At 68.7% G+C, this 17,532-nt stretch carries 15 protein-coding genes and 2 pseudogenes; 9 read left to right on the top strand and 8 right to left on the bottom strand.

The window, feature by feature from the left end:
• The first annotated feature begins 510 nt into the window (after positions 1 to 510).
• Positions 511 to 1,500: a heme o synthase gene (locus NB3_RS13430; RefSeq protein ID WP_067801881.1), complete on the top strand. Its 990-nt coding sequence runs from the start codon at positions 511 to 513 to the stop codon at positions 1,498 to 1,500.
• Here the strand turns inward: NB3_RS13430 and NB3_RS13425 are convergent.
• Positions 1,493 to 2,908: an FAD-dependent monooxygenase gene (locus tag NB3_RS13425; protein WP_067801878.1), complete on the bottom strand. Its 1,416-nt coding sequence runs from the start codon at positions 2,906 to 2,908 to the stop codon at positions 1,493 to 1,495. The genes NB3_RS13430 and NB3_RS13425 overlap by 8 nt on opposite strands.
• Before the next feature lie 90 nt (positions 2,909 to 2,998).
• Here NB3_RS13425 and NB3_RS13420 point away from each other — a divergent pair, with 90 nt between their 5' ends.
• Positions 2,999 to 3,595 (top strand): TetR/AcrR family transcriptional regulator, encoded by a 597-nt coding sequence (locus tag NB3_RS13420; RefSeq protein ID WP_067801877.1) that lies wholly within the window; start codon positions 2,999 to 3,001, stop codon positions 3,593 to 3,595.
• Positions 3,596 to 3,637: 42 nt separating this feature from the next.
• Here the strand turns inward: NB3_RS13420 and NB3_RS13415 are convergent, their stop codons facing one another.
• Positions 3,638 to 4,603 (bottom strand): quinone oxidoreductase family protein, encoded by a 966-nt coding sequence (locus NB3_RS13415; RefSeq protein WP_067801874.1) that lies wholly within the window; start codon positions 4,601 to 4,603, stop codon positions 3,638 to 3,640.
• A 61-nt stretch (positions 4,604 to 4,664) separates the two neighbouring features.
• On the opposite strand from NB3_RS13415, the gene NB3_RS13410 reads away from it, so the two are divergent.
• Both NB3_RS13410 and NB3_RS13405 read left to right on the top strand, forming a co-directional pair.
• Positions 4,665 to 5,015 (top strand): hypothetical protein, encoded by a 351-nt coding sequence (locus NB3_RS13410; protein ID WP_067801870.1) that lies wholly within the window; start codon positions 4,665 to 4,667, stop codon positions 5,013 to 5,015.
• 3 nt (positions 5,016 to 5,018) lie between these two features.
• The gene (locus tag NB3_RS13405) at positions 5,019 to 5,810 is read left to right on the top strand and encodes a transporter substrate-binding domain-containing protein (RefSeq protein ID WP_067801867.1); all 792 of its coding nucleotides are present in this window, start codon (positions 5,019 to 5,021) and stop codon (positions 5,808 to 5,810) included.
• Positions 5,811 to 5,823: 13 nt separating this feature from the next.
• On the opposite strand, the gene NB3_RS13400 is transcribed toward NB3_RS13405, so the two are convergent.
• The 3 genes from NB3_RS13400 to NB3_RS13390 form a co-directional block, all read right to left on the bottom strand.
• Positions 5,824 to 6,393 carry a flavoprotein gene (locus NB3_RS13400; RefSeq protein ID WP_195042683.1) on the bottom strand — a complete coding sequence of 190 codons (570 nt, stop codon included), beginning with the start codon at positions 6,391 to 6,393 and terminating at the stop codon, positions 5,824 to 5,826.
• Positions 6,394 to 6,466: 73 nt separating this feature from the next.
• Positions 6,467 to 8,029, bottom strand: a complete 1,563-nt coding sequence (locus NB3_RS13395; protein ID WP_067801862.1) for a class I adenylate-forming enzyme family protein — start codon at positions 8,027 to 8,029, stop codon at positions 6,467 to 6,469.
• 16 nt (positions 8,030 to 8,045) lie between these two features.
• Positions 8,046 to 8,933, bottom strand: a complete 888-nt coding sequence (locus tag NB3_RS13390) for an alpha/beta hydrolase (protein ID WP_067801859.1) — start codon at positions 8,931 to 8,933, stop codon at positions 8,046 to 8,048.
• Between the two features lie 75 nt (positions 8,934 to 9,008).
• Between NB3_RS13390 and NB3_RS13385 the strand changes: the two genes are divergently transcribed.
• The gene (locus NB3_RS13385) at positions 9,009 to 9,641 is read left to right on the top strand and encodes a TetR/AcrR family transcriptional regulator (protein ID WP_067801856.1); all 633 of its coding nucleotides are present in this window, start codon (positions 9,009 to 9,011) and stop codon (positions 9,639 to 9,641) included.
• A 138-nt stretch (positions 9,642 to 9,779) separates the two neighbouring features.
• Here the strand turns inward: NB3_RS13385 and NB3_RS13380 are convergent, their stop codons facing one another.
• Positions 9,780 to 11,120 (bottom strand): helix-turn-helix domain-containing protein, encoded by a 1,341-nt coding sequence (locus NB3_RS13380; RefSeq protein WP_157111781.1) that lies wholly within the window; start codon positions 11,118 to 11,120, stop codon positions 9,780 to 9,782.
• A gap of 446 nt (positions 11,121 to 11,566) precedes the next feature.
• On the opposite strand from NB3_RS13380, the gene NB3_RS13375 reads away from it, so the two are divergent.
• From NB3_RS13375 to NB3_RS13365, 3 genes are all read left to right on the top strand, one after another.
• Positions 11,567 to 12,025 (top strand): DNA-directed RNA polymerase subunit beta, encoded by a 459-nt coding sequence (locus tag NB3_RS13375; protein ID WP_067801851.1) that lies wholly within the window; start codon positions 11,567 to 11,569, stop codon positions 12,023 to 12,025.
• A gap of 68 nt (positions 12,026 to 12,093) precedes the next feature.
• Positions 12,094 to 12,246 carry a hypothetical protein gene (locus tag NB3_RS13370; protein WP_157111780.1) on the top strand — a complete coding sequence of 51 codons (153 nt, stop codon included), beginning with the start codon at positions 12,094 to 12,096 and terminating at the stop codon, positions 12,244 to 12,246.
• A gap of 784 nt (positions 12,247 to 13,030) precedes the next feature.
• Complete coding sequence (locus NB3_RS13365) at positions 13,031 to 15,265, top strand: serine/threonine-protein kinase (protein ID WP_067801844.1); 2,235 nt, start codon at positions 13,031 to 13,033, stop codon at positions 15,263 to 15,265.
• 46 nt (positions 15,266 to 15,311) lie between these two features.
• Here NB3_RS13365 and NB3_RS13360 read toward each other — a convergent pair whose 3' ends face one another.
• Together NB3_RS13360 and NB3_RS13355 are read right to left on the bottom strand one after the other, a co-directional pair.
• Positions 15,312 to 16,196 carry a universal stress protein gene (locus NB3_RS13360; RefSeq protein ID WP_067801841.1) on the bottom strand — a complete coding sequence of 295 codons (885 nt, stop codon included), beginning with the start codon at positions 16,194 to 16,196 and terminating at the stop codon, positions 15,312 to 15,314.
• Positions 16,197 to 16,334: 138 nt separating this feature from the next.
• Positions 16,335 to 16,571 (bottom strand): annotated as a pseudogene (locus NB3_RS13355) (prolyl aminopeptidase); the annotation flags it as partial.
• A gap of 235 nt (positions 16,572 to 16,806) precedes the next feature.
• Between NB3_RS13355 and NB3_RS36160 the strand changes: the two are divergent.
• A pseudogene (locus NB3_RS36160) lies at positions 16,807 to 17,499 on the top strand (SDR family NAD(P)-dependent oxidoreductase); the annotation flags it as partial.
• Positions 17,500 to 17,532: the final 33 nt, after the last annotated feature.

Raw genomic sequence — 17,532 nt, 5'->3', positions numbered from 1 at the left:
CGACTGCTTCGAACCTCCACCGGTGCGGTGGCAAGAGTTGCTGGAAAACGCCGCCCTCAGCGCGCGGCGAATTCGCCCGGCCCGTGCGTCCCAATAAAATTTCCACCGGCTCCCGCTGCGGGGCGTGCGTGCGTGAGAGGCACATGATCGAGCGCCTACTCGCGATTCGCCTCCGTCGTGTGCCACTCGTGAGTCCGATGCGGGGCGAGGGCGGGGAGTGATCTGTCCGAGCGCCGGGACGGTGGCGGCGTGGGCGGGCCGCCCGAGCGAAGCCGTCGCGGCGGTGTGGGAGGAGCTGTGGGGCCGTCGCATTTCGGGGTTGTAGCGCGGGGGCGACGGGAGGGGGGAGCGCGGCGGGGGTCTACCATCCTTTGTAGTAGTAGTCGCGCCGCACCGGTCGGAGGGGGCGCCGGGGCGGACGGAAGTCCGGCGCGGGCACACCCGTAACCATCGGGAGGAGTGCACTGCTGGTCGATGCCGGATGCGATGCACAGCGTGCGAGGAGAGACAGTGCGGATTGGGCAACAGCCGGGTGGCGATGGTGCGCACGGCTCCTCCGCGACGGCGCTGGCCGACCGGTTCACTGGTCCCGGCCTACCGTCCCGGCTGATGCGGCGGGTGCTGGCCTACATCGCGCTCACCAAGCCCAGGGTCATCGAGCTGCTGCTCGTCGCCACCATCCCGACCATGCTGCTGGCCGACCGCGGCACCGTGGACATCCGGCTGATCCTCGCGACCCTGTTCGGCGGATGGATGGGCGCGGCGAGCGCGAACACGCTCAACTGCGTCGCCGACGCCGATATCGACAAGGTCATGAAGCGCACCGCCAAGCGGCCGCTGGCCCGGGAGGCGGTGCCCACCCGCAACGCCTTCGTGTTCGGCGTCGCGCTCGGCGCGGGCTCGTTCGCCTGGCTGTGGTGGCAGGCCAACCTGCTCAGCGGCGTGCTCGTCGTCGCAACGATCCTGTTCTACGTCTTCGTCTACACGCTGGGCCTCAAGCGCCGCACCTCGCAGAACGTGGTGTGGGGCGGCGCGGCCGGCTGCATGCCCGCGCTGGTTGGCTGGTCGGCGGTGACCGGCGGCATCGGCTGGCCCGCGATCGCGCTGTTCGGCGTCATCTTCTTCTGGACCCCGCCGCACACCTGGGCGCTGGCGATGCGCTACAAGGAGGACTACCGCGCGGCGGGCGTGCCGATGCTGCCGGTGGTGGCCACCGAGCGCACCGTCACCAAGCAGATCGTCGTCTACACCTGGCTGACCGTGCTCACCACGCTCGCCCTGGTCCCCGCCACCGGCGTGATCTACGCGGCCGTGGCGCTGGTGGCCGGAGCGTGGTTCCTGCTCATGGCGCACCAGCTGTACGCGGGCGTGCGGCGCGGCGAGTCGGTGAAGCCGCTGCGGCTGTTCCTCCAGTCGAACAACTACCTGGCCGTGGTGTTCTGCGGCCTCGCCGTGGACTCGGTGCTCGGCTGGGACACCGTCGGCAGCTTCTTCAGCTGAGCGCGCCGAGGTAGCCGTCCGGCCGCACGAGCACCCGGGTGCCCTCGGTCGCGGCGTAGGCCGCGTGGGCGTGCCCGTCGACGTCCACCACGTGCGGTCCCGCCACCTGCTGCCCAGGGCGCACCACCGCGTACGCGTGCGGCCCTGCCTCCGCTCGCGCGCCGAATGACAGCACCGTCGCGTGTGGCCCCCGGAACAGGTCGAACAACCGGACGGGCCGCCCGGTCTCGTCCTTCACCGGTGCGTCCGGGGCGCGATCGCCGACTGCCAGCGGGGCGCGCTCGGACGGGTCGCGGTAGCTGATGTTCAACTGCTGGGTCTCCGGTCCGCGCTCCATCGCGTCCTCCTCGCCCTCGACCAGTTTGTCCAGCAGTTCGGAGCTGAGCCCGAGCACATCGGCGGCCACGGTCCTGCGCTCGGCTTCGTAGCTGTCCAGCAGCGTGTCGTCACCGGCGAGCGCTGCGGCCAGCTTCCAGCCGAGGTTGTAGGCGTCCTGGATGCCGGTGTTCATGCCCTGGCCGCCGGTGGGCGGATGCGCGTGCGCGGCGTCGCCCGCCAGGAACACCCGGCCGTCGCGGAAACGCCGCGCGAGGCGGATGTTCGGGCGCCACACGGTCACCCAGGTCAGGTCGGTGAGGGTGACGTCGTCGCGCCCGCAGTAGCGGTCCACGTACTCCTGTAGCAACTCGAGGCTCGGCTCGGCGTCGCCGGTCAACGGCGCGGCGAATTGGAACTGGCGTCCACCCGGCAGCGGGGACAACGCGATGCCCTGCATCGGCTCCTCGGCGTCGGCGAACCAGTAGCCGAACTCGTGGTCGAGCGCGTCGGCGCGCACGTCGCCGAGCAGCATGCGCAGCGATTCGTCGGTGCTGCCCTCGAACGGGATGCCGAGTGTCCTGCGGACGGTGCTCTTGCCGCCGTCCGCGCCGATCAGGTAGGCGGCGCGCACGGTCTCCCGCGTGCCGTCGCGTTCCAGCGTCGCGGTGACGCCGTCGTGGTCCTGGGTGAAGCCGGTGAGCGCGGTGCCGAGTTCCACTCGCACGCCGAACTCGGCCAGCCGCTCGCGCAGGACGGCCTCGGTGCGGGACTGGCCGAGCACCCACAGGTTCGGGTAGGGGACCGCGGGCGTCGGCTCGACGGGCTCGCTCATCCGCCGTTCGGTGACGAACTCGCCGCCCAGATGCACGCGCATCACCGGCGTCGGCATTCCTTCCGCCAGGACCGCGTCCAGTACTCCCAGGTCGTCGAACACTTCGAGGGTGCGCGGCTGGATGCCGTCGCCGCGCGAGCCCGCGAAGAACATGGCCGCCTTGTCCACGATCCGGACCGGGATGTCCCGGCGCGCGAGATCGAGGGCGAGGGTGAGGCCGGTGGGTCCTGCGCCCGCGACGAGGACGAGCTGTGTCATGGCGTACTCCTGATGAATTAAAATTCAGTGAATGCAGGTTCAGTGTCATGCTTGGTACGTTGCGTTGTCAAGGAGGTGAGGCGGGTGTCGATGAGTCGCAAGGAGAAGTCGGCCGAAACCGAGCAGGCGTTGAAGGCCGCGGCGTTGCGGTTGTTCGCCGAGCGCGGCTACCTGAACACCAAGATCACCGACATCACGAGCGCCGCCGGACGGGCGGCCGGGTCGTTCTACAACCACTTCGCGAGCAAGGAAGAACTGCTGCAGGCGCTGCTGAACGATCTGGCGGCGGCGGGAGACGAGCGCGCGGAAGGTCCCGGCCACAATCCGGATTTCAGCGACCCCGACGCGGTGCGCTATCACATCGCCGGGTACTGGACCTTCGCGCGAGAGCACGCGCCCGTGCTGCGAGCGGTGAATCAGGCGGCGCTGGTCAACGAGGAATTCGCGCGGATGGTCGCGCGGTTCGGCGTCCAGCAGCGCGCGGACATCGCCGATCACGTGGAGGGATTCGCCGACCGGGGACTGCGGCTGCCGAGCACGCCGGATGCCAGCCTCGCGATGATGTTCCTGCTCACGCAGAGCCTGCTCGCTGCGGTGGAGGAAGGGAACGTCGAACTGACCGACGAGCAGGCCGTGGATGGCCTGACCCGTTTCGTCTATCGCGGTCTCACCGGCCGCGACTACTGATCCGGCGGTGGACGATCCGCCGGATCGCCCACCGCCGTCGGCTCACGGCAGCAGGACGATGGAACCCGTGGTCTTGCGGCCTTCCAGGTCGCGGTGGGCCCGCTCGGCGTCGGCGAGTGGATAGGTGGCGCCGATTCTGATGTTCAGCGTGCCCTTGGCGATGGCGTCGAGCACGTCGCCCGCGCGCCAGGTGAGCTCGGCGCGGTCCCTGGTGTAGTGCGCCAGCGTCGGGCGGGTGACGAACAACGACCCGCCCGCGCTGAGGCGTTGCAGGTCGAACGGCGGCACCGGACCGCTCGCGCCCCCGAAGAGGGCGAGCATGCCGCGCACGCGCAGCGCGGCGAGGCTGGACTCGAAGGTCGCCGCGCCGACGCCGTCGTAGACCGCCGCCACGCCGACGCCGTCGGTGAGTTCGCGCACCTGGTCGGCGAGTCCGTCGCCGTAGCGCAGCACCTCGTCGGCTCCCGCCGCGCGCGACAGCGTCTCCTTCTCGTCGGAGGACACCGTCGTGATCACCCGGACGCCGCGGGCGGTGAGCAGCTGGGTCAGGATCAGCCCCACGCCGCCCGCGCCCGCGTGCACGAGCACCGCCTCCCCTGGCTCCGGGCGGTAGATGGACTCGATCAGATAGTGCGCGGTCATGCCCTGCAAGAGGGCCGACGCGGCGACGGGAGGCTCGACGCCGTCCGGCACCCGGATGGCGACGGCGGCGGGGACCGCCACCTTCGGGGCGTAGCTGCCCGGCGCGGCGGCCCAGGCCACCCGGTCGCCGACCGCGAACTCGGTGACCTCCGAGCCGACGTCGGTGACGACGCCGGTGCCCTCCGAGCCGGGGATGTAGGGGACCGCCTGCGGATAGCGCCCGGTGCGGATGTAGGTGTCGATGAAGTTGATGCCGATCGCCTGGGTGTCCACCAGGAGCTGATCCGGCGCGATCCGCGGATCGGGCACCTCCACGTACTTCAGGACCTCGGGACCACCGTGTTCGGAAACCTGAATGGCGTGCATGAGATCCAGTTCTACACCCGAGCGGCGGGCGCGGTGCCTACCGGTCGGTAAACTGCGTGCCATGAGTGCTGAAACCGCCACGGCGCCGCAGAAGCTGTCGGGTGCCCTCGTCGAGTCCGTCAAGGGGTTCGTCGCCGATCACGGACGTTCCGCCACGGCCGTGCTCCAGCCGATCGGTCGCGCGGGTGTGCGAGTCACCCTGGTCGGCGCCGACGGTGTGCTCGGTGACCGGGTGGTCCCGGACTTGGAGACGGCCAAGGACCTGGTCGCCACGATCGACGGTCTCACCGAGGCCGACGAATGGGATCGTGAGCTCACCTCGGTCGTCACCCCGCGCAAGGGCCACTGGGCCAAGATGGCGGGCTGGGTCGCCAAGCAGGCCCGCTTCCCCAAGGCGCGCAACGAGAAGTGATCGTTGCGTAGTCCGACGCTGCCCGGCCGGATCGGCGCGGTGCTGATCGCCGGGTGGACGGTGCTCGCCGCCGTGGCGACTCCGGCGGCCGCGCAGGCCCCGAACGCGGTGCGCGCCTGCACGCCCGGCGACTATCCGCCGTACTCGATCAGGGACGAGGCGGGCGAGCACCGCGGGGTGGACGTCGATCTCGCGCGGGGTTTCGCCGCGCTGCTCGGCCGTCCGATCGAGTTCGTGCCCGTCACCTGGGCGACGCTGAAAACCGACTTCGCCGAACGGAATTGCGACCTCGCGGTCGGAGGTATCTCCGACCTGCCGTCGCGGCGCGCGTTCGCGGACTTCTCGATCACCTACGGCACCGACGGCAAGGCCCCGATCACCCACCGCGCGAACGGCGCGGCGTACTCGACCGTCGCGGAGATCAACCGTCCCGGTGTTCGCGTGATCGCCAATCGGGGTGGGACGAACGAGGATTTCGCGCGCAAGAATTTCCCCGACGCGCAACTCACCTTGTGGCCGGACAATCTGACGATCTTCGGTGAGATCGAGCAGGGCCGCGCCGACGTGTTCGTCACCGATTCGGTCGAGGGCCGCTACCGCGTTCGTCAGCATCCGGATCTGCAAGTGCTGCATCCCGAAGCGCCGTTCGACTCGTTCGGGAAAGTGCTGCTGGTGCGCAAGGACGACCCCGTTCTGGCGGCCTTGCTGGACGCGTACTTGACCACCCAGCTCGCGACCGGCGCGGTGGATCGGTTGTTCGACCAGTGGATCGGGCCGAACGCCCCGGTGGGCTGAGTAGGGTCGCTGTCTACGGCCGGTTCGGTGCGGCCCCGTCCCGGCGTGGGTGCTCGAGGAGCGCTTTCCAGGCCGCCTGCCAGGGGAAGAGGGGCAGGCGCGCCTCCCCGGTGCCCCGCTCGTGCGGCTCGCCCTCGCCGATCACGATGGTGACGCCCCACTCGGACAGTTTGCGCATCCCCTCCTGGATCGCGGGAAAGCTGATCTGCGCTCGGTTCGAGTACGGCACGCCGACGATGGGCAGGCCCTTGCCGAGCCCTTCGACCAGCAGACCGAGCAGGAGCGTATCCGAGATCCCCGCAGCCCATTTCGCGATCGAATTGCCGGTGAGCGGTGCGGCGATGATGCCGTCGGCGGGTGGCAGCACATCCGGCGTGCCGGGTTCCTTGTACTGGCTGCGCACGGGATAACCGGTCTGCGCGCGCAGCGCGTCGACGTCGATGAACCCGGTGCCCGACGGGGAGGCGATGACGCACACCTCCCAGCCGTCGGCCTGGGCCAGGGCGATCAACTTGCCGACATCGCGGGCGGGGGGCGAACCGGTGACGAGGGCGTACAGCACGGGATTTCCGTTGGCGTCCACGACTTTCATGGTGCCATGCCGACGGGAGCGGTTGGATGGCACGGGAAGCATCACTCCATCGCCGGTGGACCGGTCAGCTCGCGGCGCCCGGTTGCGCTGATTCGTTGCGAAGTATGGCCTTGTGCACCTTGCCGGATGGAGTCAAGGGAAGGTTGGGCCTGATGATGATTTCCTTGGGGACCTTGTAATCCGCGATTCTGTCCGCGCAGAATCGTTCGAGGTCGCCTTCGGCGAGCCGAGCGTCCGGCGTGAGGACAACGTAGTAGCGGCCGATCTCGCCGAGCACCGGATCGGGTACACCGATACCGGCCGCCATGAGGACCTGGGGGTGCTCCGCCAGTATGTTCTCGACTTCGATCGGGTAGATGTTGTATCCGCCTTGGACGAACATGTCCTTGGCCCGGCCGTGCAGGGTGATCAAGCCGTCGTTGTCGGTCCAGGCTATGTCGCCCGTGCGCAGCCAGCCGTCGCTACCGATCGCGTCGGCCGTTTCCGCGGGCATGTTGTGGTAGCCCGCCATGATAGAAGGGGTTCGGAGCAGGAGTTCGCCGGTTTCGCCGATGGCGACTTCGGTCCCGTCGGCATCGGCGATCTTGATCTGCACGTTCGGAAGCGGTCGGCCGATCGCGCGCACGGTCGACTCCATGTCACTGCCCCACGGGGTCATCACAACCGCACCCGAGGACTCACTGAGCCCGTAGAGGTTCATCACGGTGGCGTTCGGAAAGAATCTGGTCAAACGTTCCAGCAAGGCTGGTTCGGCGTTGGCGCCGCCGGTGACCACGAGCCGAACCGCGGCTGTGTCCACCGTGGTGAACCGAGACCGGTCGAGTAGCAGAATGTGCATGGTCGGTACCCCGACCCAGATCGTGAGGTCCGCTGAGTGGAACAGGTCGGCGACGGCCGCGGGCTGGAACGTCGGCAGCAGCACGGTGCGGGCGCAGGTGACCAGCGCGGCGAGTACGCAACAGGTGATGCCGCTGACATGGTTGAGCGGCACGGCGACCGGTAGCGTGTCGCCAGGTCCGAGCCGCATGTGCTCCGCTTGTGCGGTAGCGGCTGCGAGTTGGCCGCGATGCGTCTGCACCGCGCCTTTGGGCCGGCCGGTTGTCCCGGACGTATAGATGATCATGACCGGATCGTCCTCGCGGACCGCGTCCTTGGCTTCAGCGAGCGCCACGGTGTCCGCCGATGCCGACCAGAGCTCATCGAGCGGGTGGTCGCCGTCGGCGCCGAAGGTCACTACGGCTTCCAGCCGCGGAAGACGATTTCGCAGGCCGGCCAGCATCTGCAGAAAGTCGATTCCCTCACTGGACGGCACGGTGACCACCGCTCGGGACCCGGAATCGCCGAGGATGCGCGCGAACTCGGTCTCCCGGTATCGGACGCTGAGCCCGACCACCACCGCACCGATTTTGGCCGCTGCGAAGTACACCGCTAGCCACTCGGGTGTGTTGGGCCCGTTGACGGCGACGCGATCACCCCGCCGGATGCCCAGCCGCAGCAATCCGCCGGCGACCCGGTCCGACCATGCGTCCATCTCAGCGAACCGGATCTTCCGGTCGTCTGCGATCCAGCCGACAGCATCTGCGGCAGTAGTGGCCGCCCCATGGAGGACGTCGTGAATACGCTGCACCGGTGTACTCCTCTCGTTACGCGTTCGACGCGAGATGCGTGGTGAGAAACTCGATCTGATCGGCAACGATCCGATCGACAGCCGGCGGATGGTAGACGGTGAAGTGGTCGGCGTCGTAATGCTTCAGGGTTGCCCGTGGTGCGGTGGCGGCCACCCGCCCCGCGATGGCGGGGTCGATGAGATTTTCTCGATCGCAGGCGCACACCAACAGCGGGCAGCGCACGCGCGGCGCGGCGGACGCGGCGTTGTAGAACAACATGCCCAGTCCCGAGGCCGCCGTGATCCGGTTGTCGAAGTCGTAACCCGGTGGCGTCACCGACTGCCACCCCTCGAGAGCGCCGGGCTGGTTCACGAACGCCAGGTCCCCAGGCTTTCCGACCAAGGGGACGTAACGGCGCGACCGACCGAGTACGGCACGCACCAGGTCGGACGCGATCGGAACCGTGAACCGCAACAGATGCCGCACCCCCGCCCGTGACACCACGGCACGCCCACTGAAGACCGGACACTGAACCACCGCGGCACGAAGGTCGTCGTGGCGTGCGGCTGCGGCCAGCACGTGGCTGGCGCCGAACGACGTGCCCCACAACGCGATCCGGTGAGCGTCCAGTTCGGGGCGGGAGCGGGCGAAAGCCACCGCGGCGTCGACATCCTCGGCGTAACGGCGCTGACTCACCAGCTGGCGCGGCATGCCGCCTGATTCTCCGAGGTGGCGGAAGTCGAAGGCCACCACGGCAAGACCCGCGTCGGAGAACCACTTCTCGTACTGGGTCAGCATCATGTCGTGCGTTGCGCCACCGCCGTGGACGAGCACCACGGCCGGATGCGGACCTGGGCCGTCCGGAAGCGTCAGCCACACCGCGCATTCGTCGCGGCCGGAAGGGAAGGTGGTGCGAATGGTCATGACACCTCGATATAGGTACGTTGTACGTGAACATGCTCAGTTAAACACGTACGTTGTACTTAAACAAGGAGAAGTATGCCCGCCCCCAGGAAATTCGCGCGCGAGCAGCTGCAAGCCGCGGCACTGGCCTTGGTCGACGACCATGGCCTGGCCGGGTTGACCATGCGCAGTCTCGCGTCGGCGCTGGGCACCGGTGCGATGACGATCTACAACTACGTCGATGGACGGGAAGGTTTGGAGCAGCTCGTCACCGAGGCCGTCATGGCCGAAGCGCACTGGGACGCCACGCCGTCCATGGACTGGGAGGACGAGGTACTCGCCGTCGCCGAGGGAATGTGGCGCGCCGTGCGCGCACATCCCCATGCGATCCCACTGATTCTCACTCGGCGCAGCCTCGACCTGGCGACCCTGCGGCCGACCGAAGCCCTGTTGCAGGCGCTCGCGCGTAGCGGCAGATCAGGAACCGCGTTGCTGGTGGCGTTCCGCGCGGTGTCCGGCTTCATCACCGGATACGCGCAAGCCGAACTCGTCGGCCCGCTATCCGTGGCGCGCGACGAGGACCTCACGACGATCACCGACCGGATCGCGGCCTTGCCGCCCGAGCAGTTCCCCAAGCTCATCGAGATCGCGTACGCCGCCGCATCGAGCGACCCGACAGCCGAATTCCGGGCGGGGATGCGCATAATCCTGGCAGGACTCGAGACCTAGACGTCCGCCAGCCAACGGTTGCGGCATCGGATGCCGCCGGACCTGCGTTCGGATGTCGCCCATCTCCGGTCCGCCGAGGCCGGACGCGTGGTACCTGAAACCTGTTGTGGCCGATGCATATGTTGCCCGGGGTATGGGTCAGGAGGGGACCGCGCCGATGCGTTTGGCGAGGCGGCCGGGGTCGCCGGTGGTGAGGTTGCGGTGGGCGGTGCGCATCATGTGACCGACGAGTTCGCGGACGTGGGTCATGCCGCGCACTTGCTGGGGGGCGATGTGTTCGGCGCGCAGGAGGGCGTGCAGGGAGTTGTGGTAGTCGCGGCGCAGGGCGTGGGCTCGGCCGATCTCGACGAAGTATTGGGCTCTGCGGCCTTCGGCGGGGATGGTTTGCGGGTCGAGGGTGGGGGCGAGTTCGAGGACTTGGCCTGGTTCGCGTTTCTCCATCGCCGCTGACATGCGCCAGAGGATCACGTTCGCGGCATCGAATGTCGGGTTGCGGAGAGTCGCGGTTTCGGGGGGAGCCTGGTCGAGCCTGGTGACTTGCTCGCTCGCTTCGTCCAGATGGCCGCCAGGGTCGCCGCCGAGCGCTGCGGTAACGAGCGCGGCCTGCAAGTGCAGCATGCCGTAGGTTTCGATCTCGCCGCGGCTTCGCACCTCCGGGCCGAGGCGCTCGGCAGCGTTCGTCGCGCCGTCGAGCGCGGCAGTCAATGAGCCGGGGCGCGACAGCAGGATCTGGCTTCGAGTGAAGGTTGCGGTAGCCGAACCGGAGGTGCCACCGATGTTCGCGGTGGCGTGCTCGATCTCTTGTGCTGCTGTCCAAGCCAACGCTGAGTACCCTCTGGCCTTCAAGGACGCGGCTGTCGTGTATGCCGCCGCCGCAAGCACATCCCAGGCAAGGTCGCGATCGGCTCCGGCCGAATCACGAGCGTGTCGATAGCAGTCGGTGAGTAGAGCAGGCAACATCGGACCGAGTGCCGCGTAGTCGCACGCGCGTCGCAGATGGGCAGCATGACGTGCTGCCGCCGCGAGTTCGGTAAGGCTGCGGGGTGGTGCAGTCGGAGTGGTGTCGCCCCGGGTCCACAACGCGGTTTCGATGGCGGGCACCGCGGCGTGGAACCCGGCCGACGACGGGTCGAACCGATCGTTCTGATCGCCGGTCAGATCACCGACCGCGACGCCGAGCGCTTGGGCGAGGGCGTGCAGGGTCCGCCGCGAATCGATGGGGCGCTCGCCGTTCTCGTATTTGGCGATCGCGCCCCGGCTGACGCCGACCCGATCGGCCAGCACTTGCTGCGAGATTCCACGGCGCGCGCGAATGGCACGCACCTGTCGGCCGATGTACCGGCCCTCGTCGTTCCCCTGACCCTCGCTCATCGGCTCTCCCTCGCCGGATGCTGATCGAAACCTCATGCTAGACGCGCCGCCAGGTGTCCCGCACCGGGACAACGCCGATCCGGCAGCCCGCCAAGCTGTCGCGAGCACTCGCCCTCGGGACGGGCACGTCGGTGCGCGCGACAACGGTTGCGCTCCAGGCGCGGGTGCTCACAACACGATGAGCAGGGGAAGGCAAACGTGATGCGGGGAGTGGCAGTCGATTTCGCGTGGAACGCGTTCGTGAAGCGGCATGGTGACGCGATCGCGACGATGGCGACCGGTGATCGAAACGAATTCGGTGCGATTCGCGCAGTGTCGTCGTTTACGCCCGGCTCCACGCTATCCCTAGCGGAACACCTGGGTCGCAACGGTTTCCGGGCGCGACCCGTCCAGTGCCACGCACATCGACTCCACCGTCGCCGCCCGCGACGCACCGATAGCAACCGACCGCGCCTCGACGTGATGCCGTCGCGACCGCTGCGCGGACACGATCGGCGCGCGACGGCCTCGCACCGCGTCGGTGATCCCGGCGCGGCGGGGCGGGAGGGCACGCGGTGAGCGACCTGTGCGATCCGGCGGCCGACACCCCGGCCAGCCGGTGCCGTTTCTACCGGCAGTGCGGGCTCCCGGCGGCCGTGCAACCGGAACTCGGCCGCATCGTCGTGCCTGCGGGCCGAGTCGGCGCGATCACCATGCCCGCTCGGCTCGGCCAGGAGGTGAAGGCGCTGCTGCAGGTCCGGCGGTCCGCGCTCGGGCCGATCATCTCGCATCCACGCTCGAAGCGCTGGACCTATCTGGTGCGGCCGGACCTGCCCGACGAAGTCGGCTTGTTCGCCGAGCTGTTCCGGCTGGACGTGTCGGTCGCACGCTGCGGCGCGCAGATCGCCCTGCCGTCGCCCGCCGACCGGTCACCGTGCTTCCGCGTGTGGGTGGAACCGCCGCGCGATACGTTCCGGCCGTCGGGTTCGGTCGTCGTCGCGGCGATCCGGGTACGCGCGGGACGCCGGTGGTGACCGGGCCGCAGCAGCGGTCGCCGCGCCCGGAAGAGCCCGATGTCCATGTGTCGGTCCAATTCCACGACGTGCGTCTGAACTTCGTGGCCTGTGCGAGCGCTGCCGCGCTGTTCGTCCAGGAGTGGCGCGCCCGCCACTACGAGGACGCGGCCACGGTGCTCCCCGGCGATCCGACGGGCCTGCCCCGCCTGCCGAACGAGCGGTTGTTCCTCGACCCGTGAGCAGTGGGTCGGCCGGGGAGTGGACGCGGCCGCGTGTCCGAGCGCCGAGACGGGCTCGACGGGAAGTCGCGCTGCCCGTGCAACCGGAACCCGGCCGCATCGTCGTGCCCGCTCGGCTGGGCCAGGATGCGAAGGCGCTGACGCAGGTCCTGCGGTCCGGTTCCCGTCCTGGCCCAACTCGTCGCGTCACCTTGTCCGCTCTGGGAGGTCCCGGTTAGCTGCTCCTCAGCGCTACGTTCACCGGGTCGACAGGGGTGGGCATGCTCGCGGTGCTTCCGGTGTTCTCGGCGCTGCCCGGCGTCCGATCTGTCGGCCGGTCTTCCGTCGACCGCCCCGGTGTACTCGGAGACGGATCGTGGTGTCCAGGTCGAGCGCTGGCCCCGCCGCACCTAGGAAGTCGAGGTTTGCCGGGCATATCGGCCGCCGTGCAGATGTGCGGGGCGGTGTCCCAGGTGTCGCGGCGCGCGTTCTACTCGTGGGAGGTTTTCGTCGCCCGTTCCGGCCGGATGAGCGGATACCAGTGGTCTCGAGCACCACCCCGGCGATGCCATTCCCGGCAGTTCGGACGATCGGACGGCGACCGAACCGAGTCGAGCGCGGGGCCCGAGTGCCCGCTGAGCAATCCATCGGCGGCGTTTGCGCGGATGCCGCGACACCCACGCGCGGAGCGATACCCTTGAGCAGGGTAATTCGACGTCAAGGAGCTGATGTGGAACACCTGCGAGGCAAGGGCGCATCGTGTGTAGCCGCCGTCTGACCCGCAACGGCTGACTCCGAGCTACCGATGCGCGAACCGATCGATCTCGCCGATTCGGCGGAACGGACCCGTGCGGCGCTCGCCGCCGCCGTGGCGCGATTCTCCGAGGCCTGGGCGTCGGGATTCCCGCCCGATCTGTCCTCCTATCTGCCCCGCGAACCGGCCGATCGGCACACGATGCTGATCGAATTGATCAAGGTGGACCTCGAGTTCCGCTGGCTTCGCTACCACTTCCCCAAACGGCTGATCGACTACCGCGCGGAATTCCCCGAGCTGCGCAGCGCTCCGTTCCCGGCCGATCTGGTCTACGAGGAATTCCACGCCATGCGCCGCAGCGGCCGCCGCGACGCCGCCGATTCGGACGGCACCGCCACCGCGACGGCGGCCGATCCGGAGCTCGACCGGATCACCAGCGACTACCGCAGCACGATGATCGCTCGTCCCAGCGCCCAGGTCGCGCTCGACGCCATCGACGTCGGCGATCGAGTCGACGATTTCGACCTCCTGATGCGCATCGGGGTCGGCGCCTTCGCCCAGGTGTACCTGGCGCGGCAGCAGTCGATGCAGCGACTGGTCGCGGTCAAGATCTCGCACAACCACGGCAACGAGCCGCAGACGCTCGCCCAGCTCGACCACGAATACATCGTGCGCATCTTCGACCAGCGACTCATCGCCGACGGCGAGCTGAAGCTGCTCTACATGCAGTACCTGCCCGGCGGAACGCTGCTCGACGTGCTGCGTTTGTCGCGCGCCGCGCCGCAGGAGCGACGCGGCGGGCAACTGTTGCTCGACGCCATCGACCAGGTACTCGCCGACAAGGGCGAGGTGCGGCCGACGGAATCGGCGGTCCGGCTCCGGATCGCCGGCCTGACCTGGCCGGAGACCGTGGTGTGGCTGGGGCGCAGGCTCGCGGACGCGCTGCAGCACGCGTCCGAGCGCGGGGTGCTGCATCGCGACATCAAACCCGCGAACGTGCTGCTGAGCGCCGAGGGAATCCCGAAGCTGGCCGACTTCAACGTCAGCTTCAGCAAACGCGTCCGTGGCACCAGCCCCCTGGCGTACTTCGGCGGATCGCTGGCGTACATGTCGCCCGAGCAACTCGAAGCCTGCCATCCCGGCCTGCCCGCGACCGCCGCGGACCTGGATACGCGAAGCGACATCTTCGCGCTGGCCGTCATGCTGTGGGAGTTGCTCACCGGACGACGCCCCTTCGCGGACGAGACCTCGGCGGGCGATTCGCAGACGTCGCTGGCCCGCATGATCGAACTGCGCCGCAAACCCGTCGATCCGGCATTCCTGTCGCAGCTGCCCCCCGATTGCCCGATGGCGCTGCGCCGCGTGCTGCTGAAGTGTCTGTCGCCCGACCGCGCGGACCGCTACTCGTCCGGTTCGGAGTTGGCGCAACAGCTGGACCTGTGCCTGGAGCAGCGCGCCCGCGATCTCGTCTATCCGCCCCCCGGCAGCTGGCGCGCCCGGCTCGCGCGCAGGCCCACTCCCATCCTGTGGTTGTCCTCGCTGGTCGGCGTCGGCCTGGCGACGATCTACATGGCGGTGCACGTGCAGGACTTGATCAGAGAGCGGCTGTCCGATCACACGAATTGGCAGCTCAATATGGGCGTGTTCGTCTTCGTCCTCATCGCGGCGCCGCTGTCCATCGTCATCTACGCGTTCATGTCGCGTGATCTGCTGGCGGTTCCTCGCGGTTTACGTGAGGGCAGACGCTACGACGACGCGCTGCTCGCGCGGGTGCGGTCGCGAACCTTGTTCTGGGGAGACATGTGTGCGCTGAACACCTTCCAGACCGGGATCACGGCCACGGTGACCGGGGTGTTCCTGTGCCTGTGGCTCACCGACCTCCCGGCGCGGCTGGTGATCCACGCGGCGACGACCGTTCTGATGGCGGCTGTCATCTCCGTCGCCTACACGTTCTTCCTATCGACCTTCTACATCGTCCGGTGTGTCTATCCGATCTATCTGCGCTACAGCCGCACGACGGCGCACGACTCCGGCGTCATCCGCACGCTGCGCCGCAGAACCACGATCTATCTCGCGGTCACGGCGTCGGTGCCGCTGGTCGGCGTGCTGGCCGGATTCAGCTTGCTCGAACCCGAGGAACTTCCGCTGGTGCGCGATTCGGTGCTGGGCTTGTGCGCGGTGGGCGGACTCGCGTTCGTCGCCGTGTACTGGCTGTACCGCACGCTGGACGCGGACCTGCGCGCGCTCCAGCGGGTGGTCCAGGCGTCAGCGGCGGATGTGGACTGATCCGCGCGCACGCCCACGGCCCGAGTGACCTCAGAGAAATAGCCACCTACCGTTCACGGCAGATCACCACCGGGCTCGACGCATGATGTAGCAGATTCTGGCTCGTCGATCCGAGCAGGAGCCCGGTGAGGCGGTTCTGTCCACGACTGCCGGTCACCACCAGCTGCGCCTTCTCGGCGTGTTCGAGCAGTGCCTGCGCGGGCGTGGCCTTCTCGACCACTTTGGTGACCGTGACGTCCGGGTACTTCTCGCACCATCCGGCCAGCCGCTCGGACAGCAGCTGCTCCTCTTGCTGGGCCAGTGCGCTCCAGGTGTCGGGCACCGGAGTCCATTGCAGCAGGTCCGGGTCGTTCCACGCGTGCAAGGCGGTCACTTCGACGCCCAGCGCGGACGCCAGCTCGAACGCCTCGCCGACGGCGGCGGACCCGCCCGGACTGCCGTCGACGCCGACGAGCACCGGTCGCGCGTCCGGCTGGGGCCGGTCGAGCCTGCCGCGCCAGACCGTCACCGGGCAGGCCGCCTTCTTCGCGACCGTGAGCGCGGTGGAACCCAGCAGCAGCGTGGCGAGCCGGTCGCGGGATTTGGCCGCGACGACGACCATGCGCGCGTCCGTGCTGTGCGCGATCAGCTCGCGCGCGGGCTTGCCGTCCTCCACGATTTTGCGGATCTCCAGCTCCGGCTGCTCGTCGCGCACGGCAGCGCACGCCTGCTCGATCTTCTGCTTCGCCACCGCTCGGAGTTCGGGTAGCAGATTGACCTCGGCGCGGGAGTAGGCGGTCAGATGGTAATCCGACGCGGGAACGACACTCAGCAACACCAAGGTGGCGTGCTGCCGGTTCGCGATGGCCCCGGCCCAGCGCGCTGCCCCCACAGCGGTCGGGCTGCCGTCGATTCCGACGATGATGGACCGACGGTCGGCTGGTGTGGTCATTTCGTCTCCGATGGCGGCTGCGACAGGGTCGGCTTTCACCTTCGCAGCGCCGCCACCGGCCGCACCGGAGCCGGTTGCCCTCGATGATGGGGACCTAAGACCTTCACCGGGTGGGCTCCGGTCGAAGCCGGAGCGGGGCTACCGAGCGATCGCCCGCAGGACCGCCGCGCCCATGGCCGGGCTGCCGGTGTGCCCGGAATCGTCGATCACCTGTAGTTCCGCGTCGGGCCACGCCTGGGCCAGCTGCCGGGCGGTATACAGCGGGGCGCTCAGATCGAGTCTGCCGTGGATGAGCACGCCCGGAATGCCCGTCAGCCGGTGCGCATCGCGCAGCAACTGGCCGTCCTCCAGCCAGGCCGCGTTGGCGAAGTAGTGCGGAATCGTGTCGGACCCGGCCGGACGATCCACGGCCCTGCGGTTCGCTGAATCGGTGAGCGAGGCCGCCTTTCGGTCCGGCCCGCAACAGGCAGCGGTGACGCACGTCACCCCGCGGTTTCGTTACGAAGAGCGGGTCGGCGACATCTTGTGTTCGTCCAGTGCCGCAGCACGGGACATCGGCAGTGAGGGGGCCTCCTCGCTGCGCTCGCCACTGCGGAAAGAACGGAAGGACATCATGAGCAAGGTCTGGTTCGTCACCGGCTCCTCTCGCGGTCTGGGCCGAAACTTCGTCGCGGCCGCGCTGTCTCGCGGCGACAAGGTGGCCGCGACCGCTCGCAGTACCGAACATCTCGCGGAATTGGTCACCGCCTACGGCGACGCGGTGCTCCCGCTCGCGCTGGATGTGACCGACAGGGCAGGCGTCTTCGAGAGCGTGAAGCATGCCCACGCGCATTTCGGCCGGTTGGACGTCATCGTGAACAACGCGGGTTACGGGCTGCTCGGCGCGGTCGAGGAACTGACCGAGCAGCAACTGCGAGATCAGTTGGAGACCAACTTCTTCGGCACGGTATGGGTCGTCCAGGCCGCGCTGCCGTATCTGCGCGAGCAAGGGGGAGGGCACATCATCCAGATCTCCTCGGTGGGTGGTCTCGCCGCCTGGCCGCTCGGTGGTGCGTACCACGCTTCCAAGTGGGCACTGGAAGGCCTGAGTGAATCCCTCGCTCAGGAGGTCGCCGGCTTCGGGGTCAAGGTGACCTTGGTCGAACCCGGCTCCTACGCGACCGACGGCGCCGCCGGAGCGGTCCACGCCGAGGCCGATCCGCGCTATGACGGCCTCCGCGCGGCGTTCGCCGCCTACGCGCAGAGCCTGGATTCCGGCGACCCGTCCGCCGCGGGCCGGGCGCTGCTCGACCCCGCGTCAGCGGTTTCGACGGTGGCGGATGCTCGTAATCGTGCC

The organism is Nocardia beijingensis NBRC 16342 (assembly GCF_001612785.1).
GTDB classification, from domain to species: Bacteria; Actinomycetota; Actinomycetes; order Mycobacteriales; family Mycobacteriaceae; genus Nocardia; species Nocardia beijingensis.
This window is presented reverse-complemented; position numbering and strand designations above follow the sequence as displayed.

Excerpts from the sequence above, each read along its gene's own strand:
- NB3_RS13425 (WP_067801878.1), bottom strand. The coding sequence starts at position 2,908 with ATGACACAGCTCGTCCTCGTCGCGGGCGCAGGACCCACCGGCCTCACC.
- NB3_RS13420 (WP_067801877.1), top strand. The coding sequence starts at position 2,999 with ATGAGTCGCAAGGAGAAGTCGGCCGAAACCGAGCAGGCGTTGAAGGCC.
- NB3_RS13415 (WP_067801874.1), bottom strand. The coding sequence starts at position 4,603 with ATGCACGCCATTCAGGTTTCCGAACACGGTGGTCCCGAGGTCCTGAAG.
- NB3_RS13410 (WP_067801870.1), top strand. The coding sequence starts at position 4,665 with ATGAGTGCTGAAACCGCCACGGCGCCGCAGAAGCTGTCGGGTGCCCTC.
- NB3_RS13390 (WP_067801859.1), bottom strand. The coding sequence starts at position 8,933 with ATGACCATTCGCACCACCTTCCCTTCCGGCCGCGACGAATGCGCGGTG.
- NB3_RS13385 (WP_067801856.1), top strand. The coding sequence starts at position 9,009 with ATGCCCGCCCCCAGGAAATTCGCGCGCGAGCAGCTGCAAGCCGCGGCA.
- NB3_RS13365 (WP_067801844.1), top strand. The coding sequence starts at position 13,031 with ATGCGCGAACCGATCGATCTCGCCGATTCGGCGGAACGGACCCGTGCG.
- NB3_RS13360 (WP_067801841.1), bottom strand. The coding sequence starts at position 16,196 with ATGACCACACCAGCCGACCGTCGGTCCATCATCGTCGGAATCGACGGC.